This window comes from Vibrio owensii CAIM 1854 = LMG 25443 (assembly GCF_000817815.1).
GTDB lineage: Bacteria > Pseudomonadota > Gammaproteobacteria > Enterobacterales > Vibrionaceae > Vibrio > Vibrio owensii.
This window is the reverse complement of record NZ_JPRD01000020.1, coordinates 45,010-71,754: the sequence shown is the minus strand read 5'-3', so window position 1 is coordinate 71,754 and position 26,745 is coordinate 45,010. Positions and strand designations below refer to the sequence as shown.

Sequence of the window (26,745 nt, the reverse complement as noted above, 5' to 3'; positions counted from 1 at the left end):
TCATACGACTTAGCTATAATGCCGCCAACTTAGCACCTACAAGGGCAAACCAGATGATTATTATGACCACCAATTTCGGTGACATCGAGATTGAACTGAACCTAGAACGAGCACCAGTTAGCTCAAAGAACTTCAAAAAATACTGTGAAGATGGCTTCTACAACGGCACTATTTTCCACCGCGTTATCGACGGCTTTATGATCCAAGGTGGCGGTCATACCGAAGACATGGCAGAAAAGCCAACACGCGCCCCTATCGCGAACGAAGCAAACCGTGGTCTAAAGAACCTTGTTGGCACTATCGCAATGGCGCGTACCGATGCACCGCACTCTGCAACGGCACAGTTCTTCATTAACTTGGAAGACAATGATTTCCTAGACCACACCGCAACCACCAACCTAGGCTGGGGCTACGCTGTGTTTGGTAAAGTGACCGCGGGTATGGATGTCGTAAATCGCATCGCGAAAGTGAAAACGACCTCTAAACTTGGTCACGATGATGTGCCATGCGATCCAATCATTATCGAGAAAGTGACGATCAGCGAATAAGCCCATTCGCCTCTTCGGAGAAATCGTCGCTATAAAACGACAAAAGCGCCTAATGTCTTCTGACCTAGGCGCTTTTTGTTTTTATGACTCAGCCGATTATACCCAAGTGACTTCAAGATGCAGGATTCAGAGCGTTGTCATTGATTCGAGGTCAAGGAAAACAACGCAGCGTAATAGCCAGCTCTTTCCAAGTTGTTTGACGCAGAAGTCGAGTCAATGACACGCTCCCAAAGGGCGAGTTGTCTTGGCTTGTATACTTTGTTGTCGATTCTCGAATTGGGCCCACCAAACCTTTAAATCGCCGCCGCGTCTACAAACCAAGTCATTCTCGCTGAACCTAGCATCTCGAGGTTACTTGGGTATAGTTTGGCTTGTGCCGGAGTTATTGATAGAAAAGCTCAGCTTTGGCTCCAACCAAATCCAGTTCAGAGCCTTGAAAGTCAGCCAGATATTCAGCAACAAGGTTGTACCCAACCCAATACCCCATGTATTTCGGCCAGCGGCTTTCATCGCAGCCAAGAAAGTAAGCGTCGAAGTTGTAATCTAAGCTGGTCAACTTGTCTTTCACCTCAGCGTAGAAAGGGCGCCAATCTTGATCTTTGATTTGCTCAAACAAGCTCGGAGTGATGCCTCCATTCACCTTACGTTCGAAATGACAAGCTAACCCTTCCATAATCAGCACATCACCAAGTGCAACGCCATTCTCTCCGGCTCGCATACGGAACAGGTGATGCAACTCATGCGCTAACACCGCAGCTAGTTCTTTCTCAATAACGTTTTTAATATCAGCACGTTGAGTATCAAGCAGAATCTCTACACGATAGGCACTTAAGCAATAGCCGCCAATCCCCGTCTGCGGTACGTCATTGCGATCAAACGGGCTAACGGTGAGGTCAATGTTACTTAAATCAAAGTAACTAGAAAGCTGTGAGCTCAGATCATCAAGTTTCTGATGTAAATACTCAGAGATTGGAGACAACTCTCCTGTCGCATTTAACAGGGTTACGCGATAACTCATTTATCTTCCTTGATAATGTGGGTTAAGAGCAGCGAGTTTACAGTGTAAAGAGTGAGCAGTTCTAGCAATTACATCCCTTTGAACAAACTTTGAGATGCACGGCTCACAGGGAGCTTACTTTCTCCAACATGCACAAACATTCTGCCAGCAAAGTCTTTGTTTACTTTGTTAATTTTGCACACTTGCACCACGCTTGAACGGTGCACTTGCCAGAACTGTTCTGGATTAAGCTGCCCTATCAACTCTTTCAACGATGTGCGAATCAAATACTCCTGCACTTTGCCTTGTCCTTGTTGGGCATATACAGAAACGTATTTTTCTTCCGCTTTGAAATACAGCACATCAGACGTGGCGATCAGATGAATATCTTCCCCTTGCGTCGCTTTGATCCACTGAAGATATTGCGGCGTTTGTGGAGCAGATAATTGCTGCAGTTGCTCTAACAGGCTGCTCATCTGCACATTACTGCTCTCTTGCTCTCGCTTAGCAAGGCGTGTTTTCACTCTTTCACACGTCGTCAGTAGGCGCTCATCCGAGATAGGCTTGAGCAAATAATCGGCGGCATTTTGCTCAAAAGCTTTGATGGCGTAATCATCGTACGCGGTGACAAACACAATCAAAGGTGGATTGGAGAGTTGATTGAGTTTTTGCGCTAGTGTCATGCCATCCAGAACTGGCATACGAATATCAAGAAACGCAATGTCAGGTTGGCTTTGCTCAATGGCTTGCAACGCTTGTTCACCATCGGCGACTTTGGCTATTACCTCTAGCTCTGGCCACACTTCAGCTAGGCTTTTATCAAGATGACGCCTCAATAGCGGTTCATCATCAGCAATAATGGCTGTAAACCCTGTATTCATTCCTTTCTTCCTTGATTACGATTCCATTGGCCAACTCAGGTGAACACAAACGCCACCCTGAGCAGACTCACTGATAGAGACCTCTCCTTGCCCTGCGAACAAAGCTTCAACTCGCTGCTTGAGATTACTTAAACCCACGCCAGAGCCCATGTGCCCACTAACGTGATTCAAGCCAACACCCGTGTCTCTGACTTCGATCTTCAAGTTCTGTTGTTCGCGCTTGATGAGCAAACTGACTTCGCCACCTTCTTGCTTCGGCTCAATACCATGGATGATAGCGTTTTCGATTAAAGGTTGGAGCATCATCGGCGGTAACTCGGTTCTGCCTAGTCCCTCTTCCACCTCAATCTTGTAGCTGAGTCGGTCACCTAAACGGGTTTGCTGGATGCCTAAGTAAGCCTCAAGTAACGCCGTTTCATTGTCTATGGTGGTGTGTTCTTCGCGTGAGCTTTTTAGCGTTGCACGGAGTAACGCGGTTAACTGTTCTAGCATCAGCTTGGCTTTATCAACATCTTGCGACATGAGCGCACTGATATTTGCCAAAGTATTGAATAAGAAATGCGGTTCAATCTGGCTTTGCATCTGCTTAAGCTGGCTCAGCAACAGCGCACGATCTTGCTCTGCTTTCTCGCGTTTGATGGCTTCCAACTCTCGTTGAGCGATCGCATGTTGCTCGCGTGAGTAGAAATAGAAAAAGCACATTGCACTGAATAACAACCCCATGAGACCAACCGACAGCATACTTGAGATACCGAAGTATTCCCCAAGCCAAAGCTGAGCGTTCACCACACCAAACAATAAGCATGCCGTCAGCGAGATAGCCACTTCCGCCAAACGAGGAATGGTAGGAAACAAGCGGTCGACAAGCCATGAGAAGAAGATAGCCGAATAGCCAAATCCAAAGCTAACCGCCACATGAATGTAAAATGGACCGCCCCAAACCGAGAGCGTCATTGCTGCGATAAAGAGACAAAATGCCGTGGTCACTAATAAGCTACGCGGCCATCCACTTTTCACCACTGATTTTGCTGAACACATTTAGAATTTCCCTTTGATGTTAAATACAATCATATGCTTATCATTGATTTGTGCGTAAGCAGATTGGTCGTCTCCGGTTAAAAAGCGTGCGGCAACTTCCACTTCTACACTTTGATCGCCGGTATCAATCCATTGGTAGTTAAGCCACTGCGTGACGATCACACCACCATCTTGTGGCGACAGCATCACATCCAACGTAGGGGTTACATCACTTAGCCAGCCCATATCCGCTTTACCGTTCCATGCAGCCCACGCTTCCAAATCCCAACTCCAGTGCAGCATTACGTTATGCTGAACGATATTGGCGTGCTGAAACCCTTGGGCGTAACTTGTCGCAAGTAGAGCGCTGCTAGCCAACAGAGAGTTGTTAGGTTCAGGGAGCTGAGAGAGTAATTCGCCACGCTCTATTGCTTGTTGCCATTCGCTTTTCGACCATGCACGGCTGTCGTACCAATATTCAGCAATCACGTTGTGTCCGGCTTGGTTTGCCCAGTTCAATCCAATTAAGGCTTGGAATGCACTGCCCTGCTCCTCAACCGAAACGGGTCGGTAAAGATCATCCTGCTGAAACTGATAGCCAACACTTTGCTTTTGCCACAGCATGGATCCGTGCATGGCGATAGATTCATCCCACACAGCAATGGCACTGGCGCCAAGTAAACCTCGGCGCACATCATCGTAATAACCAATAAGTTGATACTCGGTATCACCCACCAGCGCATAACGACGAATACCAACACCTTGCTGCTCTGCGGCTTGATCCAGTGCACTTTGGTCTTGTTGCCCCCAGCTTGAATCCGTCGCAATCACCGTCCACTCGCCTTCCATATCGTAGTGTGAAAGTGAAAACACACCCGCACCTTCTTCTGCTACTAAGCCAACAGGATTTTGTCGATAAGGCTTAAACAGATCCAAAGGTCGGTAGCCATAACCCACGCCCCAATCCACGCGTAACTTACCCAAACTCACATCCAGAGTGGTATCACCGACTTGCCACTCCCCTAGCCAAGCCAGCTCACGAATCAGCAACTGGCTATCAGCTTCACTCCACCAGTCACTCTCACCTTGTTGATTGAGGTACAAACCTTGGCTGTACAGAGCGAACAAGCCACTGAAGTTTTGATAGTTCACTTGCACATCCAACAGTGCATTAAGTGAATCACGAGAACTGCCCTGCGCCTGCATAAATGCGCTGTCACGCTGCTTGGCAGTTTCGTAACTGACAGCCCAATCCCACTCAAAACTCAGTTCGTCATTGGCAAAAGCAGGGGCTGACGCGCCCACACACAATGAGGCAGCAATCAACAAACTGGTGCTTTTGTTAAGGTTAGGCTGGTGCGATTTCATGTAACTTCCTTGCTCGTTTTTATGGTTCTATTTTCGGAGTTCAGGCTAAAGCTGAGTCGTATTGGCTTTAGGCAGATAGCTTGGGTTGTAGAACTTGTTATCCAGTTGCCAAGGCACGATTTCTTGGTACTCGATAACGGTCTTTTTGCTCGGCTGAATGCTATCAAGCAAGGTCATCTCACTGACGTAGTCTTCACCGTTGTCGGTTGCACGTCCGTATTGCGCTTGCTTGGCGAGTTTGCCAGAGCGCAAGTAAAGATCGGCTTTGATAGGAAACGCATCTTGCTCAGACAACCACAAGTCGATCTTCTGATAGCTCGCCCCTTTGGTCTTCGCGGTTAGAACAAGATGATAAGCCGCGACACTTTCTCCGTTCACCGAAACGGTTTCTGTCGCTTTCCATTCACCTTGATAATCTTGGCTCCACGTCAGGGTTGAGATGTCGCCGATAGACGCTTCCCCAAGCAGCTTTTGCATCGGCGTAATGCGAATCGGACGGCGGCTCTTAGGCATTTGCAGCCAGTAGTTGTCGCCCATCATCAGCATCTTTTGCCCAGCTTCGACTGCTGATTTGAACACCACCAGCGATTCACGATTTGGACGCGTGTACACGTGGTAAAGGCGGGTTTTATCTAACTCTTGGTCTTGATATAAGCGCACCAGTGACACCACTTTGGAGGAATCATCTTGCAAGCGGTAGCTGTCCGCTTTTTCAATCAATTGCGCAACTTGCTGTGCATCTAGTGCTGTTTCATTCGCACTGACATTCATGCTTGCAACGCCAGTTACCGTCAGCAATGCAATTGGTAATAGTGATTTGAAATTAAACATAAATCAGTGCCTCCGTAATTGGCTTGTTCACCCCTTTGCGCGCCGAGAAAAACGCCGCAATCAAACAAATCATCAATACTGCGAATCCTGCGACAGCCACCAGCTCCCAAGAGAAGTAAATCGTCAATGGGTAACCTTCTGTGCGTCCTGGCGGTGGCGGCATTTGCACATCCACGACCATCAGTAAAATGGTGACTAGTGCAGTGAACAAAGCGCCGATTAAGCTGCCAATCACCGCAAGTAAGCCTGCTTCGCGCAAGAACCCAGCAATAATTTCGCGAGGGTAGCTACCAAGTGCTGACAAGGTGCCAATTTCACGGGTGCGTTCAGTCACCGACATGGTCATGGTGTTGAACAGCGCAACAAAGACCACCAGCGCCATCACTGCACCCATGATGCCGAAGATACGGTCGTACAAATCTTTCACCTTGAGATAAAAGAACGCACGTTCTTGCCAAGGCGTAATTTCAATATCTTGATCACCAAAGTTCTGTTTTTGCTTACTCAGAACCGAAGCCACTTGTTGCTCGACTTGGTTAGTTAAACTGGTATCGAACAGAAAGACAGATAACGCGCTGACTTTGTCTGAACCGAGCAGCGATTGCGCGCTGTTGATGTGCACATACAACTGGCGTTTATCAAGCTCAGGTACGCCGGTTGAGTAGATGCCACGTACTTTGAAGTCATACGCGTTCAATGCACCGTCGGTTGTGGTCGCCAGCAAGGTAATCCAATCGCCAACGTGTACGCTTAAGTTGTTCGCCAAATCAACGCCAAGCATCACTTCTGGCTCTGCTGGGTCATAACGCGATGCATGAATGTTGGACAGCGTCTGCCCTTCACGTACGTCTAAAAACGGTCCTTTCATATCGAATTCGCGTTCGTTAACGCCAATACCGATAAAGATCGACGACTTGTTGCCGTTGGAAATCAAGCCACTGAACTCAACTCGAGGCTGCACACCTCGCACTTCATTCAACCCAATCAATTGCTTGGTGATGTCGTCGGCATGAGTTAAACCGTTACTCAGCGGCATCTCTTCTTCTTTGGCGAAATAACCCGGCGTGGTTAACGTCAGATGCCCCGTGTCACGTGCTGTCGATTCTTTCAAACTGTCGTAGGTGTAAAGACCAAAACCACCCGCACTGGTTAACGCAAACACCGCAATGGCGATGATCAGCATCGACAATAAACTGCGGCGGCGATTGCGTTGCAGATTCAACCAAGCAAGGCGAACCGAAACAGGAATTAGCTTGCCCATGAAACCTCCTCCACACTCGCGTGCGTTTGGGTGATTTTGCCATCCACCAACTCAATGGTTCGATCGCAGCGAGATGCCATACGAGGGTCGTGTGTAGCGACGATAAAAGTGGTGCCAAGCTCGTGTCCGAGCCCTTTCATAATGTCGATGACCTTGTTGGCAGTTTGGCTATCAAGACTTGCGGTTGGCTCATCAGCAATCACCAGCGCCGGTTTGTGCACTAAGGCGCGCGCAATTGCCACGCGTTGTTGCTGACCGCCCGACAAGTTATCGGGCATGTGATGAATAAACTCGCACAAGCCAACGTGTTCTAACATTTGTGTGGCGAGCTCGATTTGTTCTGCTTTTGAAAAGCCGTTGAGATGCAGCGGATACGCCACGTTCTCTAGCGCCGTCATCACGGGGACAAGGTTGAATTTTTGGAACACAAAGCCAAGCTTTTCGCGGCGCATTTTCGCCGCCTGCATTTGCCCGGTTGGGTATGGGCTACCGGCAAATGTCACCTGACCTTGGTATTGAGTATCCAGCATGCCAAGCACGTTAAGTAAGGTGCTTTTGCCTGAGCCAGACGGTCCACACAGAGCCACCATTTCGCCGGCAAACACTTCACCAGACACGTCTCGCAATGCACGTACGGTTTGGTTGCCAAGGGCGTAATCGCGACTAAGTTGATTAAAAACGATCATGACGCCTCCCTAATATTTCGCTAGCAGCGCTTTTGCGGTTTGCGTTTCTAAATTGCTGTCACCCAACTGCTCCATTTGCGCTAACCATGTTTTGGCTTGTTGAACGTCTTCAGCGCGCAGCGCTGCTTCAATGGCATAACGGTAAATCCATGAAGTAGCCGCAAAAGGTTGCTGACTAAAACTCGGTTCATCGAGCAGAGAAAGGTACAGCTCGTAGCCGCGCTCAAAGTGATTGAACATATCTGGCAGAGAGGTAAAGGTAGTGGCTGCCATGGCGGTGGCCAGTTGGTATTCAGGTAAGCCTTGTAAGCGTTGTTGCTCTTGCAGTGGTACTGGCTGATTCGCCATTAGGTCCAAACCTTTTTGGATTGTGGCAAGACCGCGCTCGGTGAACTTCATCTTGTTCCAAGGCATAAACGCCTCACGACCTTGCAACGTCTCCGCACTGCCTAAGTAAACCAAGGTCACCGGCGTTGCGCCCTGCTCTTCGAGTTGTTTGGATAATTCGCCGTAAACGGTATCAACTAAGCCAGAGTCACCCTGCGCAGCTTGGTTGAATTGACTGAGTGTGCGCTCGCTTGGATTAGCCAGAGCCAGATTGCTGCTAAGTGCAAATGCGGCGATAAACGTACTTGCCAGTTTAAGAGCTTTAATTGAGCGAGATTGAGAAACCATCATGTACTGTCCTTAGTTGAACGTGATTTGATGGTTTCAGATTAAGGGAGAAGATCGCACGCTGCTTTTGCATGCGACCAATGGCAGTTATGCGGAGTGAATGGTATTGAGAGAGGATGAATGGTTTTGTGTTTCGGCAGCCTGCAATATCGCCTCAATCATTAAGCTGAGAGCCTTAGGCTGGTAGTTGCGTTGGCGATAAACCAGATAAGCTTGACGATCCCCACGACTGTAGGACTGCGCGACCTGCACCAAATTCAGCTCAGGTTTCACATGACGAATGGGAATCGAGGCGATCCCCAAGCCGTTTTCTACTGCTTTGATCACTGCGGTTATATCATTGACCACTAAGCGCGGCTTGCAGTTGAGCATGTCCACCAACTTGTCTTGTTGGTAAATAGGCACTTGCGTGGTGTGCGTGCTGGCGACCCAATCTTGCTTAGCTAAATCCTCTAAGCTTTCAATGCTGCCGCCCGCTTGCGCTAAGTACTCAGGGCTAACAAAAAAGGCATGTTCCGCTTTAAACAACGGACGAGCGATCATGTCATCTAACCCGTCCAATTCAAATGTCACCACCAGATCACGATCGGTTTCTGGAATCGAATTCACTTGGCTAAGCAGCAGATCAATGGTCACTTTTGGGTAGGTTTTGATGTAGTCCTCAACCACCTTGTCGACCAAGTCATTGTAGAAGCGGCTTGGCATCACCAATCGAATTCGCCCTTCGACTTGTTGGCTTTGCTGGTTGAGCTGCAAGATGCCGGATTCAATCTGCGCCATCGCACTGCTGAGCTGATCAAACGCCTGTAAGCCTGTCTCGGTTGCCACCAACTCACGGCCTTTCTTCTCCAGCAATCTCAATCCTAGACGTGCTTCCAGCGCCGATAAACGACGAGACATAGTAGAGACCGGCAGTTCGAGCTTTTTCGCTGCCGCGAGCAGAGAACCTTGCTCAACCACTGAGCAAAACAGGTACAGATCATCAACGTTTCCAAATATGGAATTCATACTTCTTCCATTGGTTATTTTTTCCAATTTTAGATGAGTATAACCTAGCCCACGTAGAAAAGAGACCCGAATATGCCGTGAACGCGGCGCTTAATAACGAATGAATACTAGGTACAGACGTGAAAGAAAATTTTTATAAATACGCGATATACACTGTTTTTTCAGCGGCAGCTTTGTTCTCCGTTTTTTTAGTCACCTCAGATAATGTTTCCCCTTTCACCACCCAAGCGACACTGCATCGTAATGTCGCAACCATTGCGCCTGAGGTATCTGGCGTGATCACAGATGTGATGGTGAACAACGGTGAATTGGTTGAAAAAGGTCAGCCACTGTTTGCTATCGATGCCAGCAGTTACCAATTGAAAGTGGCACAAGCCAAAGCCGAACTGCGCCAAGCACGTGAATCAGATTCCGCGAAATGGCAACAATTGGCAGCAGCGAAGCAAACCCAAAGCCAACGCGAATTCGAATATCACAACGCGAAGCAAAAACTGGCGCGTAACCAGAAACTGCGCAACAAAGGGCTGGCTACTGAGCAAGAGCTGGATGACGCGATCACCAATACACAAGTCGCCAGCAGCGCGGTTGAAGCAGCGAACGCGGAAGTGAAACGCATTGAGGCAGAGCTTTCTACTCAAGACCGCACGGCGGCTATTGAATTGGCAGAAGCAAAACTTGCCAGTGCAGAGCTCGACCTAAGCCACACCCAAATCGTGGCGCAAACCGAAGGCGTGGTAACGAATTTGCAACTGCAATCAGGCAGCTACATCACACAAGGCACAGCTTCGTTGTTGCTAGTGGACGAAGCCCATGCGTGGATCAGTGCAGACTTCAACGAAAAAGGCATTGATAAGCTAACTAATGGTCGCGAAGTGTTGGTGTCCTTCGATGCGCTACCGGGCAAAGTATTTAGTGGTGAAGTCAGCAGCCAAGAACGTGCGATTTACGATACCAACAATGCTAATGGACAGCTTTCTAGCGTGACCAATGATACTCGTTGGATCCGTGAGCAACAGAAAGTGCGTACTCGCATTACCGTTAACGAGTTAGATCCTTCAATGATTTCTGGTTCACGAGCGAGTGTGATCGTTGAAAGCGGCAATCCTGTTATGGACGTAATTGGCTCGGCTTGGATTCACTTGGTGGCGATGTTCCGCTACATCTACTAGGGGGTGAACCATGTGGACCTTCGAAAGCCTGTTTCAAAGTCGTTCTGAGCGCAATGAAGCACTGCGCGTTGCCCTTACTGTGACGATTTGTATGGTGCTGGGCAAACTGCTGAACCTTGATTCTCCAGTTTATCTGGCGCTGTACCCAACCATCATCATGACCAAGAACAAAGACTACTCTTGGCTTGGTCTGCTTCGCACCTTGCTACCTACGTTATTAGCAGCAAGTGCAGCGTTGGTGGTGACCGAAGTGTTTTCGCAACATCCATTTGTAGTGTGGACCATTAGCTTGTTCTTCTTCGATTTTATGCGCCGCAGAGCGACCACACCGCCGAAGAAAGGTCAGATGCTAATGCCAACCTTCAACTGGATTCTGATTGTGGTGTTTGCTCAGCACACCACCATGGACATGCCAATGCGCATTCATGAAATCCTGCTATCAATGCTGATTACCATGGTCGTTGCAAAAACCATGGTGACTCTGTTCCCTGTTGAACGTGGCGGCAAACCACCAGCATTTGAAGAAGAGCCTATTACGTTTGAGAACCGAGCGATTTCACTCGCATTGATTGGTCTTGGTGTGGCGTTCTTGATGATTGTCGACATCATTTCAGCAACGTTTTGTTTGGTGCCTGTGATTGCCGCCGCAACACAAACCACACACAAAAGCTTTATCGACGTGGTTGACCGCCGTTTTCAAACTCAAGTGGGCGGCTGTGCATTAGCCGTAGTGTTCACTTTACTGATGGCAGGACATCAATCCACGTTCGGTTATTACACCATAGTATTGGGTCTGCTTGCTTTTATGATCACCGCATCAATGGCAAAAGCGAAAGGCCCAGCCAAAGACGTCCATGCCGACGCGTTATTGGCGACCATGTTGCCAATTCAGCTGTACATGACCAGCAATGAACTGGGCTTGGAGAGCACCTTCCTCCGAGCTTGGGAGCTTACCGTGACTTTGTTTGTGCTGTGGGCGTTGTACCATTTCACGCACAAACCAGAAAAAGCCCGAGCCTAATCGTGCCATCGCCTTAAGTACCCAATACTTAAGGCGATTCCCTTTCCTATTTTGCTCATTTCATTGCGTTGTCTGTACCAATTTCCATTTCAATCTTATAAAAAATGTGGCGCAAAACCTCAGCCTGGTGTATTTATCCATCCCACGACTTTCCAAGTCAGCTTACCCATAACAGGCGGCGTCGCACACTCCTCTCTTGCACACCTTTGCGTGGTGTCTGTTATTTCCAAATTGGATTCTTAGCATCGGAATAGTTTGAGCTCGCAGAGTTCTGGTTGTTTTCGCCCCGCGTTGGGGCGTTTTTAGGTTGTAGAAGATGAACAAGCGTTTCTTCCCTAGGATTGATTTGCCATTGCTGATGGCGATCATTCCGATCATGCTATTGAGTTCACTCACTCTCTGGAGTGCCAGTGGATTTAATGAAGCTATGCTATTTAAGCACCTCGCTCGATGCGGTTTGACGCTGGTGTGTATTTTGGTCATGTCGTCGATTCCTGCGTCCAGTTATCAACGTTCAGCGCCTTATTTGTATCTGGTTGCGGTTTCGCTCTTGGCTGCCGTTGCCTTATTTGGCGATAGCACCAATGGCTCACAGCGTTGGCTCGATATCGGCTTCTTCCGCTTTCAACCCTCTGAGCTAATCAAGCTCTCCATTCCCATTATGATCGCGTGGATGCTGCATCTAGAAGGTGGGCGACCAGACATTCGAAAAATTGCTTTCTGTTTGCTGATCACCTTTATTCCTGCAGGCTTAATTGCCTTACAACCTGACTTAGACGGCGCTATCTTCACCGTGATTTACGCGTTGTTTGTGCTGTTCTTTGCTGGCATGAGCTGGAAGATCATTGGCGGCTTTTTGGTGAGTATTCTTACGCTGGCACCAATACTCTGGTTCTTTGTGATGGAAGCGTATCAAAAGAGCCGTGTAACGCAGTTCTTGCACCCTGAATCGGATCCACTGGGTTCGGGCTACCAAATCATCCAATCGTTGATTGCGATTGGTTCTGGCGGCATGAAAGGCAAAGGCTGGATGAATGCCACTCAAGGTACGCTAGGCTTTATCCCTGAAAGCCATACTGACTTTATCTTCTCGACCTACGCAGAAGAATGGGGCTTTATCGGTTGTGTGGTGTTGTTAGCGCTGTATTTGTTCATTACGGCGCGAGTGATGCTGCTGGCGTGCCAATCTGAGCACTTCTTCAGTCGTCTGGTAAGTGGTGCATTGGCGATGAGCTTCTTCCTTTACGCCTTCATCAACACCGGCATGGTAAGTGGCTTGTTGCCAGTAATGGGTAGCCCATTGCCGTTCTTTAGCTACGGTGGTACGGCGATGCTAACCCAAGGCATCTGTTTTGGTGTGATCATGTCGCTGTGTTATTCCAAGTACCGAAACACCTAAACGCTAGTCACAATAAAAAAGACAAACAACACGATCAAAAAAGGCTTCCCTCGGGAAGCCTTTTTTACAACTGGAGAACCGAATTATAGTTCGCCGTTGTGGTATACCTGTTGAACGTCGTCACAGTCATCTAGAAGGTCTAGGAACTTCTGGAATTTCTCTGCGTCTTCGCCTGTTACTGGCGTGTTCGTTTGCGGTACGAATGTGATTTCTTCAACATCGATCGTTAGATCTGGGAATGCAGCGTTAAGCGCAGTTTTTGTTTTGAAGAACTCAGTGTGAGGTGCGAATACAGTGATAACACCGTCTTCTAGCTCAACGTCAGTAACGTCTACGTCTTCCATCATTAGCGTTTCTAGGATGATTTCATCATCTTCGCCTTTGAACTGGAATACCGCTTGGTGATCGAACATGTGAGAAACAGAACCTTCAACACCAATTTTCGCACCTACTTTAACAAAGCATTGGCGAACGTCTTGGAATGTACGGTTACCGTTGTCTGTTAGACAGTCTACGATCACGCTTGTACCACCAGGGCCAAAGCCTTCGTAACGTGCTGGAGTGTAGTCTTCACCACCGCCGCCGTTCGCTTTGTCGATCGCTTTATCGATAACGTGTGCAGGAACTTGGTCTTTTTTCGCTTTTGCGATCAGGTGCTTCAGAGACAAGTTCATGTCTGGATCACCACCACCGTTTTTCGCGCACATGTAAATTTCTTTACCGTATTTGGAATAAACTTTAATTTTTGCGCCTGCAGTTTTCGCCATTGAGGCTTTGCGCACTTCAAAACTTCTTCCCATCGGGATGTCTCTCTAAATTCAAATTTAATGCGAAGGATTTTAGCAAAGAGTGAAGATTTTACCTTTCACCTTGCAAAGGAATGGGGAGGAAACCTCATTCGCCGCTACGGTTTACACCAGAGCCACGCTCGCTTTATGCGACACCCATTACTCGTTTGTACTTATCGATTGCCTGTTGAAAAAACACTTTCTCATCAGCGTCGTTAATCTTAGACAACTCTTCTTCTATCGCTTCAGGACCAGATTTCGCTTCTTTAAGCTTCCAAACCAAAAACGATGCTTGCTTATCAAGTTCGATTTTGTTTTTCTCGTCAGGCGGCAACAGGGATAGATTGAACGACATTCACAGCCTCAAGGTACTTTAATAAATACTAGCCGCGCACTATAGCACACAGATTTGACTTTTAAGAAGTGAAACGCACTTTCCTTGATCAATTTCAAGTTGCTTCCTTGGGATTCGATCGGGTTTGCAATGAATCAGGAAGATATTGCTCAAAAATTTGCTGCAAACGCTCCTTGGTAACCGGTTTGGCAACAAACTCATTCATGCCAACATCAAAACAACGCTGTTGATCTTCTTTAATCACATTGGCGCTTAAAGCAATGATCGGCACTTGCTGGCCCCACTCGCCCATCTTGCGAATGTTTTCAGTAGCAATAAACCCATCCATCACAGGCATTTGACAGTCCATCAATATCAAATCGAATTGATGTTCTTGGCACTGTTGGATCGCCTCTTCACCGTGTTCTGCCACATTCACCTGCATGCCGAGTTTTTCCAACATAATGCGCACGACTTTTTGGTTTACCGCGGTGTCTTCTACCACCAGAATCCAAGGTTTGCCCTCGTCTTTGGTTGGTTTAAGGCTTTTTGGCGCGCTGTCTTCACCGTTACGAAAATCAAGCACGTTCGGTGTACTTGGCGCAATTGGTGTATCACTGACGATATTGAGTGGAATAGTAAATTCAAAACAACTGCCAAGCCCAGGCTCACTGGTCAGACGGATCTCGCCGCCCATCACTTCGACCAAGCTGCTGCAAATCGCTAAGCCTAAACCAGTACCGCCGTATTTTCTCGTGGTGCTGCCGTCGGCTTGCTGAAACTTCTCAAACACCGCTTGCTGGTTTTCTTTCGCAATACCAATACCCGAATCGACCACACGGAAATGCACGCTGGCGACATCATCTTCTCGGTTCACTTGTGACACCATCAACTTAACATGGCCACGCTCGGTGAACTTGACGGCATTACTGAGTAAGTTACTCAGCACTTGTTTGAGCCTCCCCACATCACCTTCCACTTCTGAAGGGAGTTGAGCGTCGATATCGCAAACCAACTGTAAGCCTTTTTGCTGAGCTTTAACGGTGTGCAATCTGCCAACTTCATGCAGCAGATCGAGCAGATTATAAGTGGCCGTCTCAAGCTCAATTTTACCCGCTTCAATTTTAGAAAAGTCGAGAATGTCGTCGATGATGACCATCAGTGAGTTGGAAGAGCTGTTGATAATGGAAACAAAGTCTTTTTGCTGTTCATCTAGCTTGGTATCCCCAAGTAAGGAAGCAATGCCGATAATCCCATTCATCGGCGTACGAATTTCATGGCTCATGGTGGCAAGAAATTCACTCTTCTTACGATTTGCCACTTCGGCTTTGTCACGTGCTTCTTCGATTTCCAGCTGGTGCTCACTGACACGCTCAACGCTTCGGTTGTATTTGCGTTCTAATAAACTCACTTCATCGAAAAACCAACGCTTGGGGAGCTGCACTTTGCTCGGTACATGGCCGCCGCTAAAATCACTCACTGCACCTGAGAGCAATTGAAGTGGCTTGACCATCAAACGAAACGTCACCCAGAGAACACCGATGATGAGCAAGAAGATCTTGATCGCTTCCGCGATCACAAGAAAAAAGAAGGTTTGCCATAATCCTTGATAGATCGGGCTGAGATCCGATTGCACCGTAACTTCGGCAAGATCGTAGGTTTTAACTCCCATGTCGTATTGCAAGGGCCATTGACGCTCGATCCGATCTTCCGTCAAGGCCGAGCCTAATTCGAAGATCACTTCATCCGGAGTCGCGATTCTTAGGTAATCCACTGAGGGTAAGCGCATCGCTCCTTCTGCTTGGGTGTGCAGCAATTCTCTGTCTTCTACCCACAGACTGGCAGAAAAGCTAGAAAGGTAGCTGGTTTTCACCTGTTCAAGTTCTTTATCCAAGCGAGCAAGATCATCGTTGAAGTCACGATACAAACTGATGGAAGAAATGATCACAGTAAAGATTAAACTCAACGCAAAAATCGCCAGCATCAGCTGATTGCCGATACTAAATCGACGTTGAGTTCGCTCTTTTGTCTCCATATGAAATCGCTCCCTTAAACATGCGCTACTATAAATATAGTCACGTCACGACAATAATCGAGGTTAGGATGAAAGGACTCTTACGTACATTAGGCTTTAGTTTTATGGCCTTAAGCGCACACACCATGGCGAGCGAAGTAAACTACTACGTTATCTCTGAGCAAGCTCGACCATTCCAAATAGAACAACAAGGTGAACAACATTCCGGAATTGTGACTGACATCGTCAGTGCTATCTTTGCCGAATCCGATTATGAGGTGAAATACCACACTTACCCATTTAAGCGCATGATTTCAGTACTTGAAGCGGGCGGCGAGGAGAATTGGGTCACTTATGGCAGCCCGAATTGGGGTAAGGTGCAATCAGAAAACCTCTCTGAACAACCTATTTACACTGTAAAACACGTGCTGGTTTCGAGCAGTAAAGCGCCATTCAAATTTAGCGATATGCAGCACATGCAAGGTCGCTCTATCGTACTGTTGCTTGGCTTTGATTATCCGAACTTAAGTCCGTTCTTTGAAAACGGCACGGTCAATGAAATGCGCGTGAAAGACTACGACGCCGCTTACCGCGTTCTGCAACGCACTCCTGGTGATACCGCCTTTGTCGAGATGGAATCGCGTGTGGTGTACAACATCAAACGTTTAGAGCTGCCAATGGGAGACTTCCAGATCCAATCTTTCAGCTCTGTCATTCCAGATTACTCCATCTATCTGGCTTTCTCTCCTCAGATGAATCCGAAAGTGCAGAGCTTCATCAATAAACGCCTAGCGGAGCTCAAAAGTTCGGGGCAAATCGACAACATCATCAAAAAATACATCTAACCACTCATACCTAACCAATCATGAAAAAACCGCCAGCTTCAACAAGCTGGCGGTTTCATTTTTATTTCTTCTCTGTGATTAATCTGGTTCGAGCACTTAATCTTGTTCAACAAACTTAGGGTCGAACATGTGGCCGAGCTTATTGGCTTTGGTTTTTAGGTAGTGTTGGTTATTTGGGTTATTACCTTCTTGTAGTGGCACCCGCTCAACTACGTTAATGTTCACCTTCTTCAGCGCTGCAAGCTTGCGTGGGTTGTTGGTCATCAAACGCACTTGATCAATATTCAGGTGGTCGAGCATCCCCTTACAAAACGCGTAATCACGCATATCAGCAGCAAAACCCAGGCGCTCATTGGCTTCGACCGTGTCTGCACCTTCATCTTGTAAGTGATACGCACGAATCTTATTGATTAACCCAATTCCCCTGCCCTCTTGACGCAAGTAGAGCAGCACGCCACAGCCTTCTTCGACAATATTTTGCAATGCACGGTTAAGCTGGAAACCACAATCACAACGAGTACTGAACAGCGCATCACCGGTTAAACATTCTGAATGCAGACGAATCAGCGGCGCTTTACTGTTTGCAGGGTCACCATACACCAAAGCTAGGTGCTCTTTTCCCGTCGCGTTCTCGATAAAACCATGCATGATAAACGTGCCCCATTGGGTTGGTAGCTTGGCTTTATCGACAAAGCGCACCAAGTTATAAGGCTCGACGTGTTTTAGCTCAGCACGTACATTCATCAAAATCTCCCCTAAATGGTTTTCACCCGAGCCGTCACCACCATCGCCCCAAAAGGCATCTTTATGCGAATGTTCGGTCAAGCAGGCATTCCCCGTTTCCATCAGCTGTTGGGCTAGTAGCGGGTTTTGTAGAAACTTCTCACGGACGATAAACGCCATTACGGAGAGTTTGTCGTCGTCCCAATCTTCACGGACAAGATGTTGATATTTGCGGCTTAAAGCAAAGGCTTCGTCGGGGCTTTTTGCGGTGAGGATTTTATTTTGTAGTGCGCGGTCGCTGAATTTTTGAGCTTGGTAATAGTGTTCGCTGGTGGGCCAAGATTGGGTGGAAACTTTTATTTGCGCTTGGCAAAAGTTGGAGAGGAAACCGTGGGATTCATCGGGTTCATAGAAAAGGATCTGATCAACCATAATCGTACTCCTGACATTGCTGTTCAATAGTCAACAAAAAGCATATTGCTATTGATATAAGCTTTAGTAACGCAGGGAGAGAAAGTCAAATAACTGGTTGTAAATCATAAAAATGAAAAGGGCAGTCTTATGACCACCCCATGGTTTAATTCCGCAGTGCGAGAATTAGTGAATTAAGCCAAGTTCCCTTGCTTCTTCGATGCTCAAGCCGCTTTCACGGATTTCACGAAGAGCTTCAATACGACGTCTTGCTTCGGCAGATTTCACGGTTTTCTCAGGTCTCACAACGGTTTCTTCTTCAGGGAGTTCCCATTTGTGAGCGATGTTGCTCATCTCTTCATGGTCGATAGAATTAATGGACATATTTCCTCCGAACACACCATGTTTTCGATGGGTAATCTATAGCAAACCCCCAATGCAGAGGTAAGAAAAACTGTGAGGAAATGTGACCCCTTTCGACCTTTCACTAACTCGTTAATAGATTCATCATTTAGTTTTTGCAAAGCGCATTTTTAGCGATTAAATTTGAAGAATTCCCCCTACGAAAAGTGAGCTGATCCAGCTCTCATTTTTCCCTCGTAAATTCACACTTCCATAACGGAAAAAATTCTTTTTATTACACTCAACTTTCGAGTCACTTCACTGATTAGACGGTTTTGCCTTTCGCAAACCTTACACACCTGATAATGATAATAATTATCTTTTGTATTGGTAAGGTGTAATGATGAGTGAACTAAACCTGAATCAGGCATATCACTCTGATCCTGTCATTCAGATCAGAGAGTTATGTGTGGATTACATCACCGATAACGGCGACTTCAATGCTGTGAAATCGGTGAGCTTTGATATTGGTAAAGGCGAAATATTTGGCCTGGCGGGTGAATCAGGCTGTGGTAAAAGTACCATTGCTTTCTCTATCAACCGTCTGCACAAGCCGCCCGCGTTTATCTCTGGTGGGCAAATTCTATTTGAAGGCAAAGACATCCTTCGTCTGCCTGACAATGAACTAAATACGCTACGCTGGAGCGAGATTGCAATGGTGTTCCAAAGTGCCATGAACTCACTGAATCCTGTTCTCACCGTTCAGGAACAATTTGCTGACGTATTACGCCACCACAAAGGATTAACTAACGAACAAGCTAAAGACCGTGCGGAGAAGCTTCTCGATTTGGTCAACATACCGAGAAATCGTCTGGGAGAATACCCACATCAGTTCTCCGGCGGCATGCGTCAACGTTTAGTGATTGCGATTGCCCTATCCCTCAATCCCAAATTGATCATCATGGACGAGCCAACCACAGCACTCGATGTGGTGGTTCAACGTGAAATCTTGCAGCAAATCTATCAGTTACGTGACGAGTTTGGCTTCTCAGTACTCTTTATTACCCACGATTTAGCGCTCATGAGCCAATTGTGCGACCGCATTGCCATCATGCGCCACGGCAAGATTGTTGAAGTGAATAGCTCATACGAAATCCGCAATCATCCTCAACACGAATATACCCAAAAGCTTTGGGCTTCGTTCCCGAATATTCACGATGTACATAAACAGCCACAAACGGAAGGAGCACCAGCATGAGTGAACCGATCATCCAAATGAAAAACGTGATCAAGGAATTCAAAGTCGGTGGTGGCTTCGCCAAAGAAGAAACCTTCCTTGCGCTTCAGGGCGTTAGCTTTGATCTTTATGCAGGCAAAACCCTCGCGCTGGTGGGCGAATCAGGTTGCGGCAAGAGCACCTGCGCGCGATTAATTACCAAGGTCTATCCAGCCAGCGATGGTGAGATCCTTTTCAATGGCAAAAACATCAACGACATTACTGGTCGTGGTGAGATTCAGGATTACCGCAGTAAAGTCCAAATGGTGTTCCAAGACCCGTTTGGCTCTTTAAACCCAACCCATACTATTCGCCATCACTTAACTCGCCCACTGAAGATTCATAAGCAAGTGAAAAGTGACAAAGAAATCCCAGCCAAACTGCTAGAGCTGTTGGATTTGGTAGAGTTGCCAGAGGAAACGCTGAACAAGTTCCCTCACGAACTCAGTGGTGGCCAGCGTCAACGCGTTAATCTGGCGCGCGCTCTAGCGGTAGGCTCACAACTTATTCTTGCCGATGAACCGACGTCGATGCTGGATGTATCGATTCGCTTGGGCGTACTCAATCTGATGCAACGTATGAAGCAAGAACTGGGGATCGGGTTCCTATACATCACTCACGACCTTGCAACCGCGCATTACATCGCTGAAGAAACGGCTGTGATGTACAAAGGGCAGATCGTCGAATGGGGAGATACCCAAGCGATCTTAAAGAATCCACAGCACCCATACACTAAGTTATTGATCTCTGCGGTACCGGATCCTGATCTGCCATTTGGCAACCTAGTGGAAAGTGAACCAAACTATTCAGTAGATGCCGATGAGATCCGCAGTCGCAGCAGCGTTGTGGTCGAAGATTATGATCAAATCGGACCAAATCACTTTGTAAAACAATGGACTGAGGCAGCCTAATGGATTTGATGACCTGGCAAGATCAACTATCAGATTGGTACGACAATCGGAAGCATGATCAAGTAGAAAGCTTAGAAGCGATCTTATACCAAGCGCCTGTCGCTGTGTTTGGTCCAGAACTGACGGACGAACAGAGTAAAGCGATCGCTTGTTGGCTAGATGGCTGTTTAAGAGTCTTTCAACACGCTAGGCATCAAGACCATCAAAAAGCCTTCCAAATCCTGCAATACACTGGTGCGAAGCTCGAACAATCGGCTTGCCAACCGATGACCGATATTCTTATCAAGGATTGGTGTCTCAAACGCTTACAACATTTGACCGTTCTGGCGTTGGAGTTTTGTAATCAGCAACACGATCAAACTGAATGGCAGCAACAAGCGAGTAGCTTGATCGAGTCACACGTTGCGTTGATGCGATCGTTGAATTGGAATGAAACTAGGAAGCATGATCAAGGGTTACGTCATTAATCCGGAAAGATGATCAAGGTAACAGACTAGGATTTGTCAGTTTAAGCAGGTGCACAGGGCAGGAATTTTAGATAAAAAAAAGCGAGTTTCTTGAGGAGAAACTCGCGAAGTCTATTCAGAATGAATGTAACAATATGAGCCAATCTATTAATCATCAGAAAGGACAAAAGGTTGTCTATTCGGGATAAATCTTAGTCTGCCCTCGGAACCGCAATGTCAGTGATTTGTAAGAGTTAGGTCTGATTTCCATCAGTGCAATTCATTGTTACATTCTGAATCAATTCGTCACGCTTATCACTCGAAAAGCATCCACGTGATTCATATTAAATCGCCATTTCATCAAGTGCTCTGAATACCATCTCATCCATGTGACCTTCAAAAATCTGACGACACACTTTTCGACGAACAGCCAACCCAGCGATCAAGCGCTCGATGGTCAGATGTTTCACGTCATTTTGGCCGTTAAACAGTTCCACAGTCTTGCTCAATGTCTCGTATGGCAGTGGGGCGTCCCCTACTCGCAGGTAGTCAAGCTTGTCAATGAACTCAGAACACTCTTCTTTGATTGAGGCATAGGAATGCCCTGTCATCGCCGATAAAGCCGTTATACTACGTTCTAGGGCCTCTGGAGAGGTATATTTGGATAGAGTAATGGTTATCTCGTCTGCGTTGATCTCGACCAGGTGCTTTTTCTGTTTCACTCGACGGCCCAAATTGCCACGTGGAGACGGTGCTTTGCGCTGAATAGGCTCAAATTCGCCGTCTATGATGCCTGAGAGCTCGTCTAGCTGCTGCCTCGTAACCATCTCATTACGAAGTGGGTTTGGCAGCGTAGGCGCCATGTTGCGCTTTCCTGCGTTGGTCGTACGAGCGCGAGAGTAGCGCAATACCTCTTCGACATCGCATTTGATGTCGACTTGGTAGTCCATCACTTTACCATTTTCGATCATGGTCTCGATCGTTAAGTGATAACCCCATAAGTTCACAACAAAAAGATCTTCCGTCCCTTTGCCGTCAGACAAGCGCTTCAACTCACGGATCAGATCCATTGAGAAACGGCGCCATTCGATGTTTCGTGCCAGTTTTTGGTTCAATTCACTCAGCAACATGCAATCGGTGTGTTTGCGCACCATGCGGCTACGGAAGAACGAATACAGCTGGAACACCAAGGTGTGTTGTTTCAGAATCTCTGGCGGGAACAAGAAGAAATAATCACGCGTCAGCAGTTCTTCGTAGAACGAAGGTTCCCAGACTAGGATGTATAAGTTCGGCTTAATGCGAATCTCACCGTCAGCACCTTCTGTTGGCGCTTCTTCCGATGCGGTAATGGTTCTCGCAATGAAACGGAAACGATCACTCTTGAAGCCTTCTGGCATGTTTTCACTTAGCCAACGACCAGTTAGCTCGTGCAATTGGAAATCGGTAAATTCGATTCGATCAATACTGTCACGGATTGAATCACGTGCCGGGCCGCTGTCCTTCTTGCCACGCAATGACAGGATATCCGTGATGTACAACGGGGTTTTATTCGGCACATGCGCCGCATCCATGTGGTACTGATCTTTGTGATGATCATGGTATTGCACGGTCAGTGTAAACAGAGCAAACAGCGTCATCAGATCGTCCACTGTCATGATGTTTTTCGACGATCGTGTTTCAATCACAGCTTTGGTGCCAGAGATCGACACCATGGATTTTTGGTAGCTCTTACGAGTGCGTGGTGGCGCTAAAGCTTGGTCGATGATCCCTGCCCAGTTAGTTGGTGAAACGACAAATTGATCCGCTTCATCCTTCATCATCGGTGGGGTATTCAGACCATGTTCATTCAACAGGCGCTTGTTCACTTGGGTTTGTGCCAAGGCCTTAGAACGTTTTTGCTTTTCGCTCTGACGAACTTTTTCTGTGACTAAGCTGGTGGCCCCTAAGGCTGAGATTAACTGGTTAGGGTTAACGAACTTGTGCAACATGGTTTTACCAGCAAGGCCTTCTTCAAAGCGTACTGGTGTTTGAGTAAACAAACCAATGTTAACGGCAGCACGTAAGCGTTGTTGTAATGCGGCTCTGGTTAGTTGACCGTCGGTTGCTGCCACAATTTCTGTTGTGGAGACCAAACCGTCTTTGCTGCTGAATCCTCGTAAGGAGATCAGATTAAGCAACTCTAAGATGCTCTTGGTAACCCCTTTGAAGTGTTGGTATTGTTCTACCCAATCTGCAGAAGATTCGTGTACCTCAAAAAGGTGCCCATCCTTATGGCTTCTTGGCGCTTTAATCAGAATTTTTTCATCAGCCGTCATTTTAGATCCAGATCACACTAGCCGTAGTTTTGCTATGGTTCCGAAGAATAAAGAAAAACAGATCATAAATAAAGAAAAAATCTTTGTTTTTAAATAACTGATCTTTTTGATTAATCTGATCTTAATTGATTATATGATCTAATGATCTGGAGATTTTTGACGGCGTAAGTTTATGTTTTAAATGGATATTTTAAAACGGCAATTCGGAACTATGATCATGAATATTCCGAAACGATGATCAACAAAAGTCAGAAAGCATGATCACAAAGCGCCGTAAGCATGATCATTAAGTTTCTGAAAAGATGATCAAAAAGGTCGTGAAACGATGATCATGATGTTTGTACAACTTATCCACAGAAATAAAGGTACGCCTTGGAAAACTTTGTCTTCGTTTGCGGTAAAGCAGTGGGGTTTTACCTTTGGAACAATGATCAAGAGCGTCGTTTTTCATCGTTCTGTCGCTGCTTGTGAATACTATTTGCGCAAATGCTGAAACCTTGTCCAATTTTACATCGCACGCCTTGTTTCTCTGCATTCTCCCGAAACAAACGGAAGCATGATCATGATATCGCGTTCTACATTTTGTTTTCGGTTTATTTTCATCGTTCCACGTTTTTATCTTTGATTTGGCCTCTATCCCCCAGTCTATCTGCATTCATCCGTAAATTGGCCGTGAAAAAGCATGCTTCCGAGGCTGAAATTCACTTGATCATTTTTCCGATAAATTGATCGCATTGAAAAATCGATGTGCAATGTACTGGGACACATAATTTCCTTGATCATGCTTTCGTATTTGCTGCTCTCGACGGAAGAATGATCATGATGCTTCCTTGATCACTCTTCCGTTCAATATCGCTGTTTTACATGAATAAACATACTGGATGCATGATCAAGGTAGTCGCTTCTCGTGTTTTTAATTAAAAACGCTCATTCATCGTCAAACACTAGATTCATCTCACACTATCCGTAATTTAGCGTCTTTCTATAATCGTTCCGGAAAAACTGTAGATTTACATTGTAAATACGTGACAGTGTGACATTTTTATTCTTTCAAAGTTTGAATCACTTTATTGGCATAGATTTGATTAAATTTTGTGATGTTTTTAAGGTGAAATCATAAAACAGGCGTTTGTGAGTGTTTTTTATGTGATGGTTATTCAAAATGCTTGTTCACCTTTTTGTTGTTTTTGGATTGCAGTGCTGTACAATTAAATGCAGATATCCTTCCAACGGAATTTGGCATGAAAAGAGAAACAACGATTGAAAATCTCCAGGAATTAGCAGAACTGACGCAACAAGTTCAAGCTGACCGTATTGAGATTGTTTTGGAAGAGCGTAGTGACAACTACTTCCCACCAATGTCTAAGGCAATGATGGAAACCCGCTCAGGTTTGACTCGCCGTAAGCTGGACGATGCTATCGGTAAGATGGAAGCGGAAGGTCATCAATTTACAAAGAATAATGCCAACCATTATTCAATCACGCTTGAAGAAGCGCACATGCTAATGGATGCGGCAGAAGTGCCTAAATTCCATGAACGCAAAAAGAATTCTGAAAACAAACCGTGGATCATCAACGTACAAAACCAAAAGGGTGGTACGGGTAAATCGATGACTGCGGTTCACTTAGCGGCATGTCTGGCGCTAAACCTAGATAAACGCTACCGCATTTGTTTGATTGACCTTGACCCTCAAGGCTCTCTGCGTCTGTTCTTGAACCCACAAATCAGTGTGGCTGAGCACGACAACATCTATTCAGCGGTTGATATCATGCTTGGTAACGTGCCAGATGGCGTTGAAATCGATCGTGAGTTTCTACACAAGAACGTGCTGTTGCCAACGCAATACCCGAACTTGAAATCGATTTCTGCTTTCCCTGAAGACGCAATGTTCAACGCAGAAGCGTGGCAAACACTCTCTGAAGACCCATCACTAGACATCGTTCGTCTATTGAAAGAGCAGTTGATTGACAAGATCGCGAATGACTTCGACGTGATTATGATTGATACCGGTCCACACGTTGACCCGCTAGTATGGAACGCAATGTATGCATCAAACGCGCTATTGATTCCTTGTGCAGCGAAGCGTCTTGACTGGGCTTCAACAGTAAACTTCTTCCAACACCTTCCAACGGTGTACGAGATGTTCCCAGAAGATTGGAATGGTCTTGAGTTTGTTCGTTTGATGCCAACCATGTTTGAAGACGACAACAAGAAGCAAGTTTCTGTTCTAACTGAAATGAACTATCTTCTAGGTGACCAAGTTATGATGGCCACTATTCCTCGTAGTCGTGCATTCGAAACGTGTGCTGACACCTACAGCACGGTGTTTGACTTGACCGTAGGCGACTTCGAAGGGGGTAAGAAAACACTCGCTACTGCACAAGATGCGGTACATAAGAGTGCACTAGAACTAGAGCGCGTACTGCACTCTAACTGGCCGTCATTGAATCAGGGGTAATGAATAAATGGCATTGAAAACGTCTGAATTAAACGCGAAATTATTTGGTAAAACCAATAAGCGTCGTGTTGCGACACCTCAAGAAGCGCAAACGGCGGCAAAAGACAAAGCGCAAACTATCGAACTTGCTGTAGCAGGCGAGAACACCGTTCAGTTTGAATTGGTGCGCATTCCTGCGGATAAAGTGGCGACAGACACTAGCGTATTTGCAGAGAACGCTCGTGAGCAATCTTTCCTAAACGAACACGCTCTATCGGATGTGTTGGTGACGTTGAAAGAACGTGGTCAACAATATCCGGCGGTTGGTCGTCGCACTGAAGATGGCAAGATTGAAGTATTAGACGGTAGTCGCCGTCGTATGTCTTGTATCTTAGCGGGGCAGGATTTCTTGGTTTACGTTGGTGACGGCATCAACACAGACCACGCGAAATTCCTTTCTGATGTAGCAAACGCGCACAAGCCACTGTCTCTATACGAAAAAGGTAAAGAGATGCAGGCGAAGCTTGAAAGTGGCGAAGCTGAAGACCAAAAAGCACTAGCAAAAATGTTCCAGTGTAGTGAAGCATTGGTGAGTGGTGCATTAAAAGCTGCGGCACTTCCGCTTGAACTTCTGCAAGCTTATCCGAATGTTGGTGATTTAGGTCGTCCAACAATTGTTAAGCTGCATAAGCAGTTCTCGACATTAAACGGCGAACAACAACAAAACTTGTTGGATAAGTGTCGTACGTCGGAAGGTTATTTGTGGCAGCGCAGTACAGCTCAAGGTGTGGCTCGTCTTACTAAAGAAGTGACAGAAAGCATCGAAAGCTGGATTGCAGAATTAGCGCCTGCTAAGCCGGCTAAGAAAGCAGAAAAAGTCGATTTAGTTAAAGGTCGCGCAAGCTACAGCCGTAAAGGTAACAACCTTGCTCTTAACTTGAAGAAAGTAGACGACAGCTTGATGGAAGAAATTCTGGCTTTCGTTGAGAGCAAAATGAAGTAAACCTCTTCTTGTTTGAAACCGCCTCCGGGCGGTTTTTT

25 protein-coding genes are annotated in these 26,745 nt (G+C 46.6%); 10 read left to right on the top strand and 15 right to left on the bottom strand.

The features are described from left to right. Nucleotides 1-53: 53 nt before the first annotated feature. The gene (locus H735_RS12675) at nt 54-548 is read left to right on the top strand and encodes a peptidylprolyl isomerase (protein ID WP_020195057.1); all 495 of its coding nucleotides are present in this window, start codon (nt 54-56) and stop codon (nt 546-548) included. 382 nt (nt 549-930) lie between these two features. Here the strand turns inward: H735_RS12675 and H735_RS12670 are convergent, their stop codons facing one another. The 9 genes from H735_RS12670 to H735_RS12630 all read right to left on the bottom strand — a co-directional run bounded on the left by H735_RS12670 (nt 931) and on the right by H735_RS12630 (nt 9,272). Then, nucleotides 931-1,566 (bottom strand): DUF2268 domain-containing putative Zn-dependent protease, encoded by a 636-nt coding sequence (locus H735_RS12670; RefSeq protein ID WP_020197804.1) that lies wholly within the window; start codon nt 1,564-1,566, stop codon nt 931-933. Nucleotides 1,567-1,634: 68 nt separating this feature from the next. Next, entirely contained in the window at nt 1,635-2,426 is a 792-nt protein-coding gene (locus H735_RS12665; RefSeq protein WP_020197805.1) for a LytR/AlgR family response regulator transcription factor, read from the bottom strand. 15 nt (nt 2,427-2,441) lie between these two features. Next, nucleotides 2,442-3,464, bottom strand: a complete 1,023-nt coding sequence (locus H735_RS12660) for a sensor histidine kinase (protein WP_020197806.1) — start codon at nt 3,462-3,464, stop codon at nt 2,442-2,444. Then, nucleotides 3,465-4,811 (bottom strand): hypothetical protein, encoded by a 1,347-nt coding sequence (locus tag H735_RS12655; RefSeq protein WP_020197807.1) that lies wholly within the window; start codon nt 4,809-4,811, stop codon nt 3,465-3,467. 45 nt (nt 4,812-4,856) lie between these two features. Then, complete coding sequence (locus tag H735_RS12650) at nt 4,857-5,642, bottom strand: outer membrane lipoprotein-sorting protein (RefSeq protein ID WP_020197808.1); 786 nt, start codon at nt 5,640-5,642, stop codon at nt 4,857-4,859. Further along, nucleotides 5,635-6,903 (bottom strand): ABC transporter permease, encoded by a 1,269-nt coding sequence (locus H735_RS12645; protein ID WP_020197809.1) that lies wholly within the window; start codon nt 6,901-6,903, stop codon nt 5,635-5,637. The genes H735_RS12650 and H735_RS12645 overlap by 8 nt, the downstream gene beginning before the upstream one ends. Then, a complete protein-coding gene (locus H735_RS12640) occupies nt 6,891-7,589 on the bottom strand; it encodes an ABC transporter ATP-binding protein (RefSeq protein ID WP_020197810.1) in 699 nt (232 codons plus the stop codon). Before H735_RS12640 ends, H735_RS12645 begins: the two co-directional genes overlap by 13 nt. A 9-nt stretch (nt 7,590-7,598) precedes the next feature. Further along, a complete protein-coding gene (locus tag H735_RS12635) occupies nt 7,599-8,267 on the bottom strand; it encodes a hypothetical protein (protein WP_017189795.1) in 669 nt (222 codons plus the stop codon). Between the two features lie 84 nt (nt 8,268-8,351). After that, nucleotides 8,352-9,272, bottom strand: coding sequence for a LysR family transcriptional regulator (locus tag H735_RS12630; protein WP_010453678.1), 921 nt, complete (start codon nt 9,270-9,272; stop codon nt 8,352-8,354). Nucleotides 9,273-9,391: 119 nt separating this feature from the next. On the opposite strand from H735_RS12630, the gene H735_RS12625 reads away from it, so the two are divergent. The 3 genes from H735_RS12625 to rodA all read left to right on the top strand — a co-directional run bounded on the left by H735_RS12625 (nt 9,392) and on the right by rodA (nt 12,861). Beyond that, nucleotides 9,392-10,441, top strand: a complete 1,050-nt coding sequence (locus H735_RS12625) for an HlyD family secretion protein (RefSeq protein WP_020197811.1) — start codon at nt 9,392-9,394, stop codon at nt 10,439-10,441. 10 nt (nt 10,442-10,451) lie between these two features. Then, a complete protein-coding gene (locus H735_RS12620) occupies nt 10,452-11,462 on the top strand; it encodes a DUF2955 domain-containing protein (RefSeq protein WP_020197812.1) in 1,011 nt (336 codons plus the stop codon). Between the two features lie 316 nt (nt 11,463-11,778). Beyond that, entirely contained in the window at nt 11,779-12,861 is a 1,083-nt protein-coding gene (gene rodA / locus H735_RS12615) for a rod shape-determining protein RodA (protein ID WP_009706701.1), read from the top strand. Between the two features lie 83 nt (nt 12,862-12,944). Here the strand turns inward: rodA and H735_RS12610 are convergent, their stop codons facing one another. The 3 genes from H735_RS12610 to H735_RS12600 form a co-directional block, all read right to left on the bottom strand. Continuing rightward, nucleotides 12,945-13,661, bottom strand: coding sequence for a YebC/PmpR family DNA-binding transcriptional regulator (locus tag H735_RS12610; RefSeq protein WP_005435878.1), 717 nt, complete (start codon nt 13,659-13,661; stop codon nt 12,945-12,947). A gap of 133 nt (nt 13,662-13,794) precedes the next feature. Further along, nucleotides 13,795-14,004, bottom strand: coding sequence for a DUF3283 family protein (locus tag H735_RS12605; protein WP_005435877.1), 210 nt, complete (start codon nt 14,002-14,004; stop codon nt 13,795-13,797). Nucleotides 14,005-14,098: 94 nt separating this feature from the next. Further along, entirely contained in the window at nt 14,099-16,018 is a 1,920-nt protein-coding gene (locus tag H735_RS12600) for an ATP-binding protein (RefSeq protein ID WP_020197813.1), read from the bottom strand. Nucleotides 16,019-16,086: 68 nt separating this feature from the next. On the opposite strand from H735_RS12600, the gene H735_RS12595 reads away from it, so the two are divergent. Next, the gene (locus tag H735_RS12595; RefSeq protein WP_027726833.1) at nt 16,087-16,842 is read left to right on the top strand and encodes a substrate-binding periplasmic protein; all 756 of its coding nucleotides are present in this window, start codon (nt 16,087-16,089) and stop codon (nt 16,840-16,842) included. A 96-nt stretch (nt 16,843-16,938) separates the two neighbouring features. Here H735_RS12595 and ribA read toward each other — a convergent pair whose 3' ends face one another. Further along, on the bottom strand, nt 16,939-17,997 hold the full coding sequence (gene ribA / locus H735_RS30075) for a GTP cyclohydrolase II (protein WP_020197815.1): 1,059 nt from the start codon (nt 17,995-17,997) through the stop codon (nt 16,939-16,941). A 165-nt stretch (nt 17,998-18,162) separates the two neighbouring features. After that, nucleotides 18,163-18,360: a PA3496 family putative envelope integrity protein gene (locus tag H735_RS12580; RefSeq protein WP_009706697.1), complete on the bottom strand. Its 198-nt coding sequence runs from the start codon at nt 18,358-18,360 to the stop codon at nt 18,163-18,165. A 361-nt stretch (nt 18,361-18,721) separates the two neighbouring features. Here H735_RS12580 and H735_RS12575 point away from each other — a divergent pair, with 361 nt between their 5' ends. Genes H735_RS12575 through H735_RS12565 form a run of 3 tightly spaced genes read left to right on the top strand, consistent with a single transcriptional unit; the run spans nt 18,722 to nt 20,972 of the window. Then, nucleotides 18,722-19,576 (top strand): ABC transporter ATP-binding protein, encoded by an 855-nt coding sequence (locus tag H735_RS12575; protein WP_009706696.1) that lies wholly within the window; start codon nt 18,722-18,724, stop codon nt 19,574-19,576. Then, nucleotides 19,573-20,505: an ATP-binding cassette domain-containing protein gene (locus H735_RS12570; RefSeq protein WP_020197816.1), complete on the top strand. Its 933-nt coding sequence runs from the start codon at nt 19,573-19,575 to the stop codon at nt 20,503-20,505. The genes H735_RS12575 and H735_RS12570 overlap by 4 nt, the downstream gene beginning before the upstream one ends. Then, nucleotides 20,505-20,972 (top strand): hypothetical protein, encoded by a 468-nt coding sequence (locus H735_RS12565; RefSeq protein ID WP_009706694.1) that lies wholly within the window; start codon nt 20,505-20,507, stop codon nt 20,970-20,972. The genes H735_RS12570 and H735_RS12565 overlap by 1 nt, the downstream gene beginning before the upstream one ends. Nucleotides 20,973-21,295: 323 nt before the next feature. On the opposite strand, the gene H735_RS12560 is transcribed toward H735_RS12565, so the two are convergent. After that, nucleotides 21,296-23,266 carry a replication initiator protein RctB domain-containing protein gene (locus tag H735_RS12560; RefSeq protein WP_005435856.1) on the bottom strand — a complete coding sequence of 657 codons (1,971 nt, stop codon included), beginning with the start codon at nt 23,264-23,266 and terminating at the stop codon, nt 21,296-21,298. A 1,241-nt stretch (nt 23,267-24,507) separates the two neighbouring features. On the opposite strand from H735_RS12560, the gene H735_RS12550 reads away from it, so the two are divergent. Together H735_RS12550 and H735_RS12545 are read left to right on the top strand one after the other, a co-directional pair. Continuing rightward, nucleotides 24,508-25,725, top strand: a complete 1,218-nt coding sequence (locus H735_RS12550; protein ID WP_005428912.1) for an AAA family ATPase — start codon at nt 24,508-24,510, stop codon at nt 25,723-25,725. Between the two features lie 7 nt (nt 25,726-25,732). After that, nucleotides 25,733-26,707, top strand: a complete 975-nt coding sequence (locus H735_RS12545) for a ParB/RepB/Spo0J family partition protein (RefSeq protein WP_012130357.1) — start codon at nt 25,733-25,735, stop codon at nt 26,705-26,707. The last annotated feature ends 38 nt before the right edge of the window (nt 26,708-26,745 follow it).

Bases quoted from the DNA above. Each gene is read 5' to 3' on its own strand.
- H735_RS12675 (WP_020195057.1), top strand. From the start codon at position 54: ATGATTATTATGACCACCAATTTCGGTGACATCGAGATTGAACTGAAC.
- H735_RS12670 (WP_020197804.1), bottom strand. From the start codon at position 1,566: ATGAGTTATCGCGTAACCCTGTTAAATGCGACAGGAGAGTTGTCTCCA.
- H735_RS12665 (WP_020197805.1), bottom strand. From the start codon at position 2,426: ATGAATACAGGGTTTACAGCCATTATTGCTGATGATGAACCGCTATTG.
- H735_RS12660 (WP_020197806.1), bottom strand. From the start codon at position 3,464: ATGTGTTCAGCAAAATCAGTGGTGAAAAGTGGATGGCCGCGTAGCTTA.
- H735_RS12655 (WP_020197807.1), bottom strand. From the start codon at position 4,811: ATGAAATCGCACCAGCCTAACCTTAACAAAAGCACCAGTTTGTTGATT.
- H735_RS12650 (WP_020197808.1), bottom strand. From the start codon at position 5,642: ATGTTTAATTTCAAATCACTATTACCAATTGCATTGCTGACGGTAACT.
- H735_RS12645 (WP_020197809.1), bottom strand. From the start codon at position 6,903: ATGGGCAAGCTAATTCCTGTTTCGGTTCGCCTTGCTTGGTTGAATCTG.
- H735_RS12640 (WP_020197810.1), bottom strand. From the start codon at position 7,589: ATGATCGTTTTTAATCAACTTAGTCGCGATTACGCCCTTGGCAACCAA.
- H735_RS12635 (WP_017189795.1), bottom strand. From the start codon at position 8,267: ATGATGGTTTCTCAATCTCGCTCAATTAAAGCTCTTAAACTGGCAAGT.
- H735_RS12630 (WP_010453678.1), bottom strand. From the start codon at position 9,272: ATGAATTCCATATTTGGAAACGTTGATGATCTGTACCTGTTTTGCTCA.
- H735_RS12620 (WP_020197812.1), top strand. From the start codon at position 10,452: ATGTGGACCTTCGAAAGCCTGTTTCAAAGTCGTTCTGAGCGCAATGAA.
- rodA (WP_009706701.1), top strand. From the start codon at position 11,779: ATGAACAAGCGTTTCTTCCCTAGGATTGATTTGCCATTGCTGATGGCG.
- H735_RS12610 (WP_005435878.1), bottom strand. From the start codon at position 13,661: ATGGGAAGAAGTTTTGAAGTGCGCAAAGCCTCAATGGCGAAAACTGCA.
- H735_RS12605 (WP_005435877.1), bottom strand. From the start codon at position 14,004: ATGTCGTTCAATCTATCCCTGTTGCCGCCTGACGAGAAAAACAAAATC.
- H735_RS12600 (WP_020197813.1), bottom strand. From the start codon at position 16,018: ATGGAGACAAAAGAGCGAACTCAACGTCGATTTAGTATCGGCAATCAG.
- H735_RS12595 (WP_027726833.1), top strand. From the start codon at position 16,087: ATGAAAGGACTCTTACGTACATTAGGCTTTAGTTTTATGGCCTTAAGC.
- ribA (WP_020197815.1), bottom strand. From the start codon at position 17,997: ATGGTTGATCAGATCCTTTTCTATGAACCCGATGAATCCCACGGTTTC.
- H735_RS12580 (WP_009706697.1), bottom strand. From the start codon at position 18,360: ATGTCCATTAATTCTATCGACCATGAAGAGATGAGCAACATCGCTCAC.
- H735_RS12575 (WP_009706696.1), top strand. From the start codon at position 18,722: ATGAGTGAACTAAACCTGAATCAGGCATATCACTCTGATCCTGTCATT.
- H735_RS12570 (WP_020197816.1), top strand. From the start codon at position 19,573: ATGAGTGAACCGATCATCCAAATGAAAAACGTGATCAAGGAATTCAAA.
- H735_RS12565 (WP_009706694.1), top strand. From the start codon at position 20,505: ATGGATTTGATGACCTGGCAAGATCAACTATCAGATTGGTACGACAAT.
- H735_RS12560 (WP_005435856.1), bottom strand. From the start codon at position 23,266: ATGACGGCTGATGAAAAAATTCTGATTAAAGCGCCAAGAAGCCATAAG.
- H735_RS12550 (WP_005428912.1), top strand. From the start codon at position 24,508: ATGAAAAGAGAAACAACGATTGAAAATCTCCAGGAATTAGCAGAACTG.
- H735_RS12545 (WP_012130357.1), top strand. From the start codon at position 25,733: ATGGCATTGAAAACGTCTGAATTAAACGCGAAATTATTTGGTAAAACC.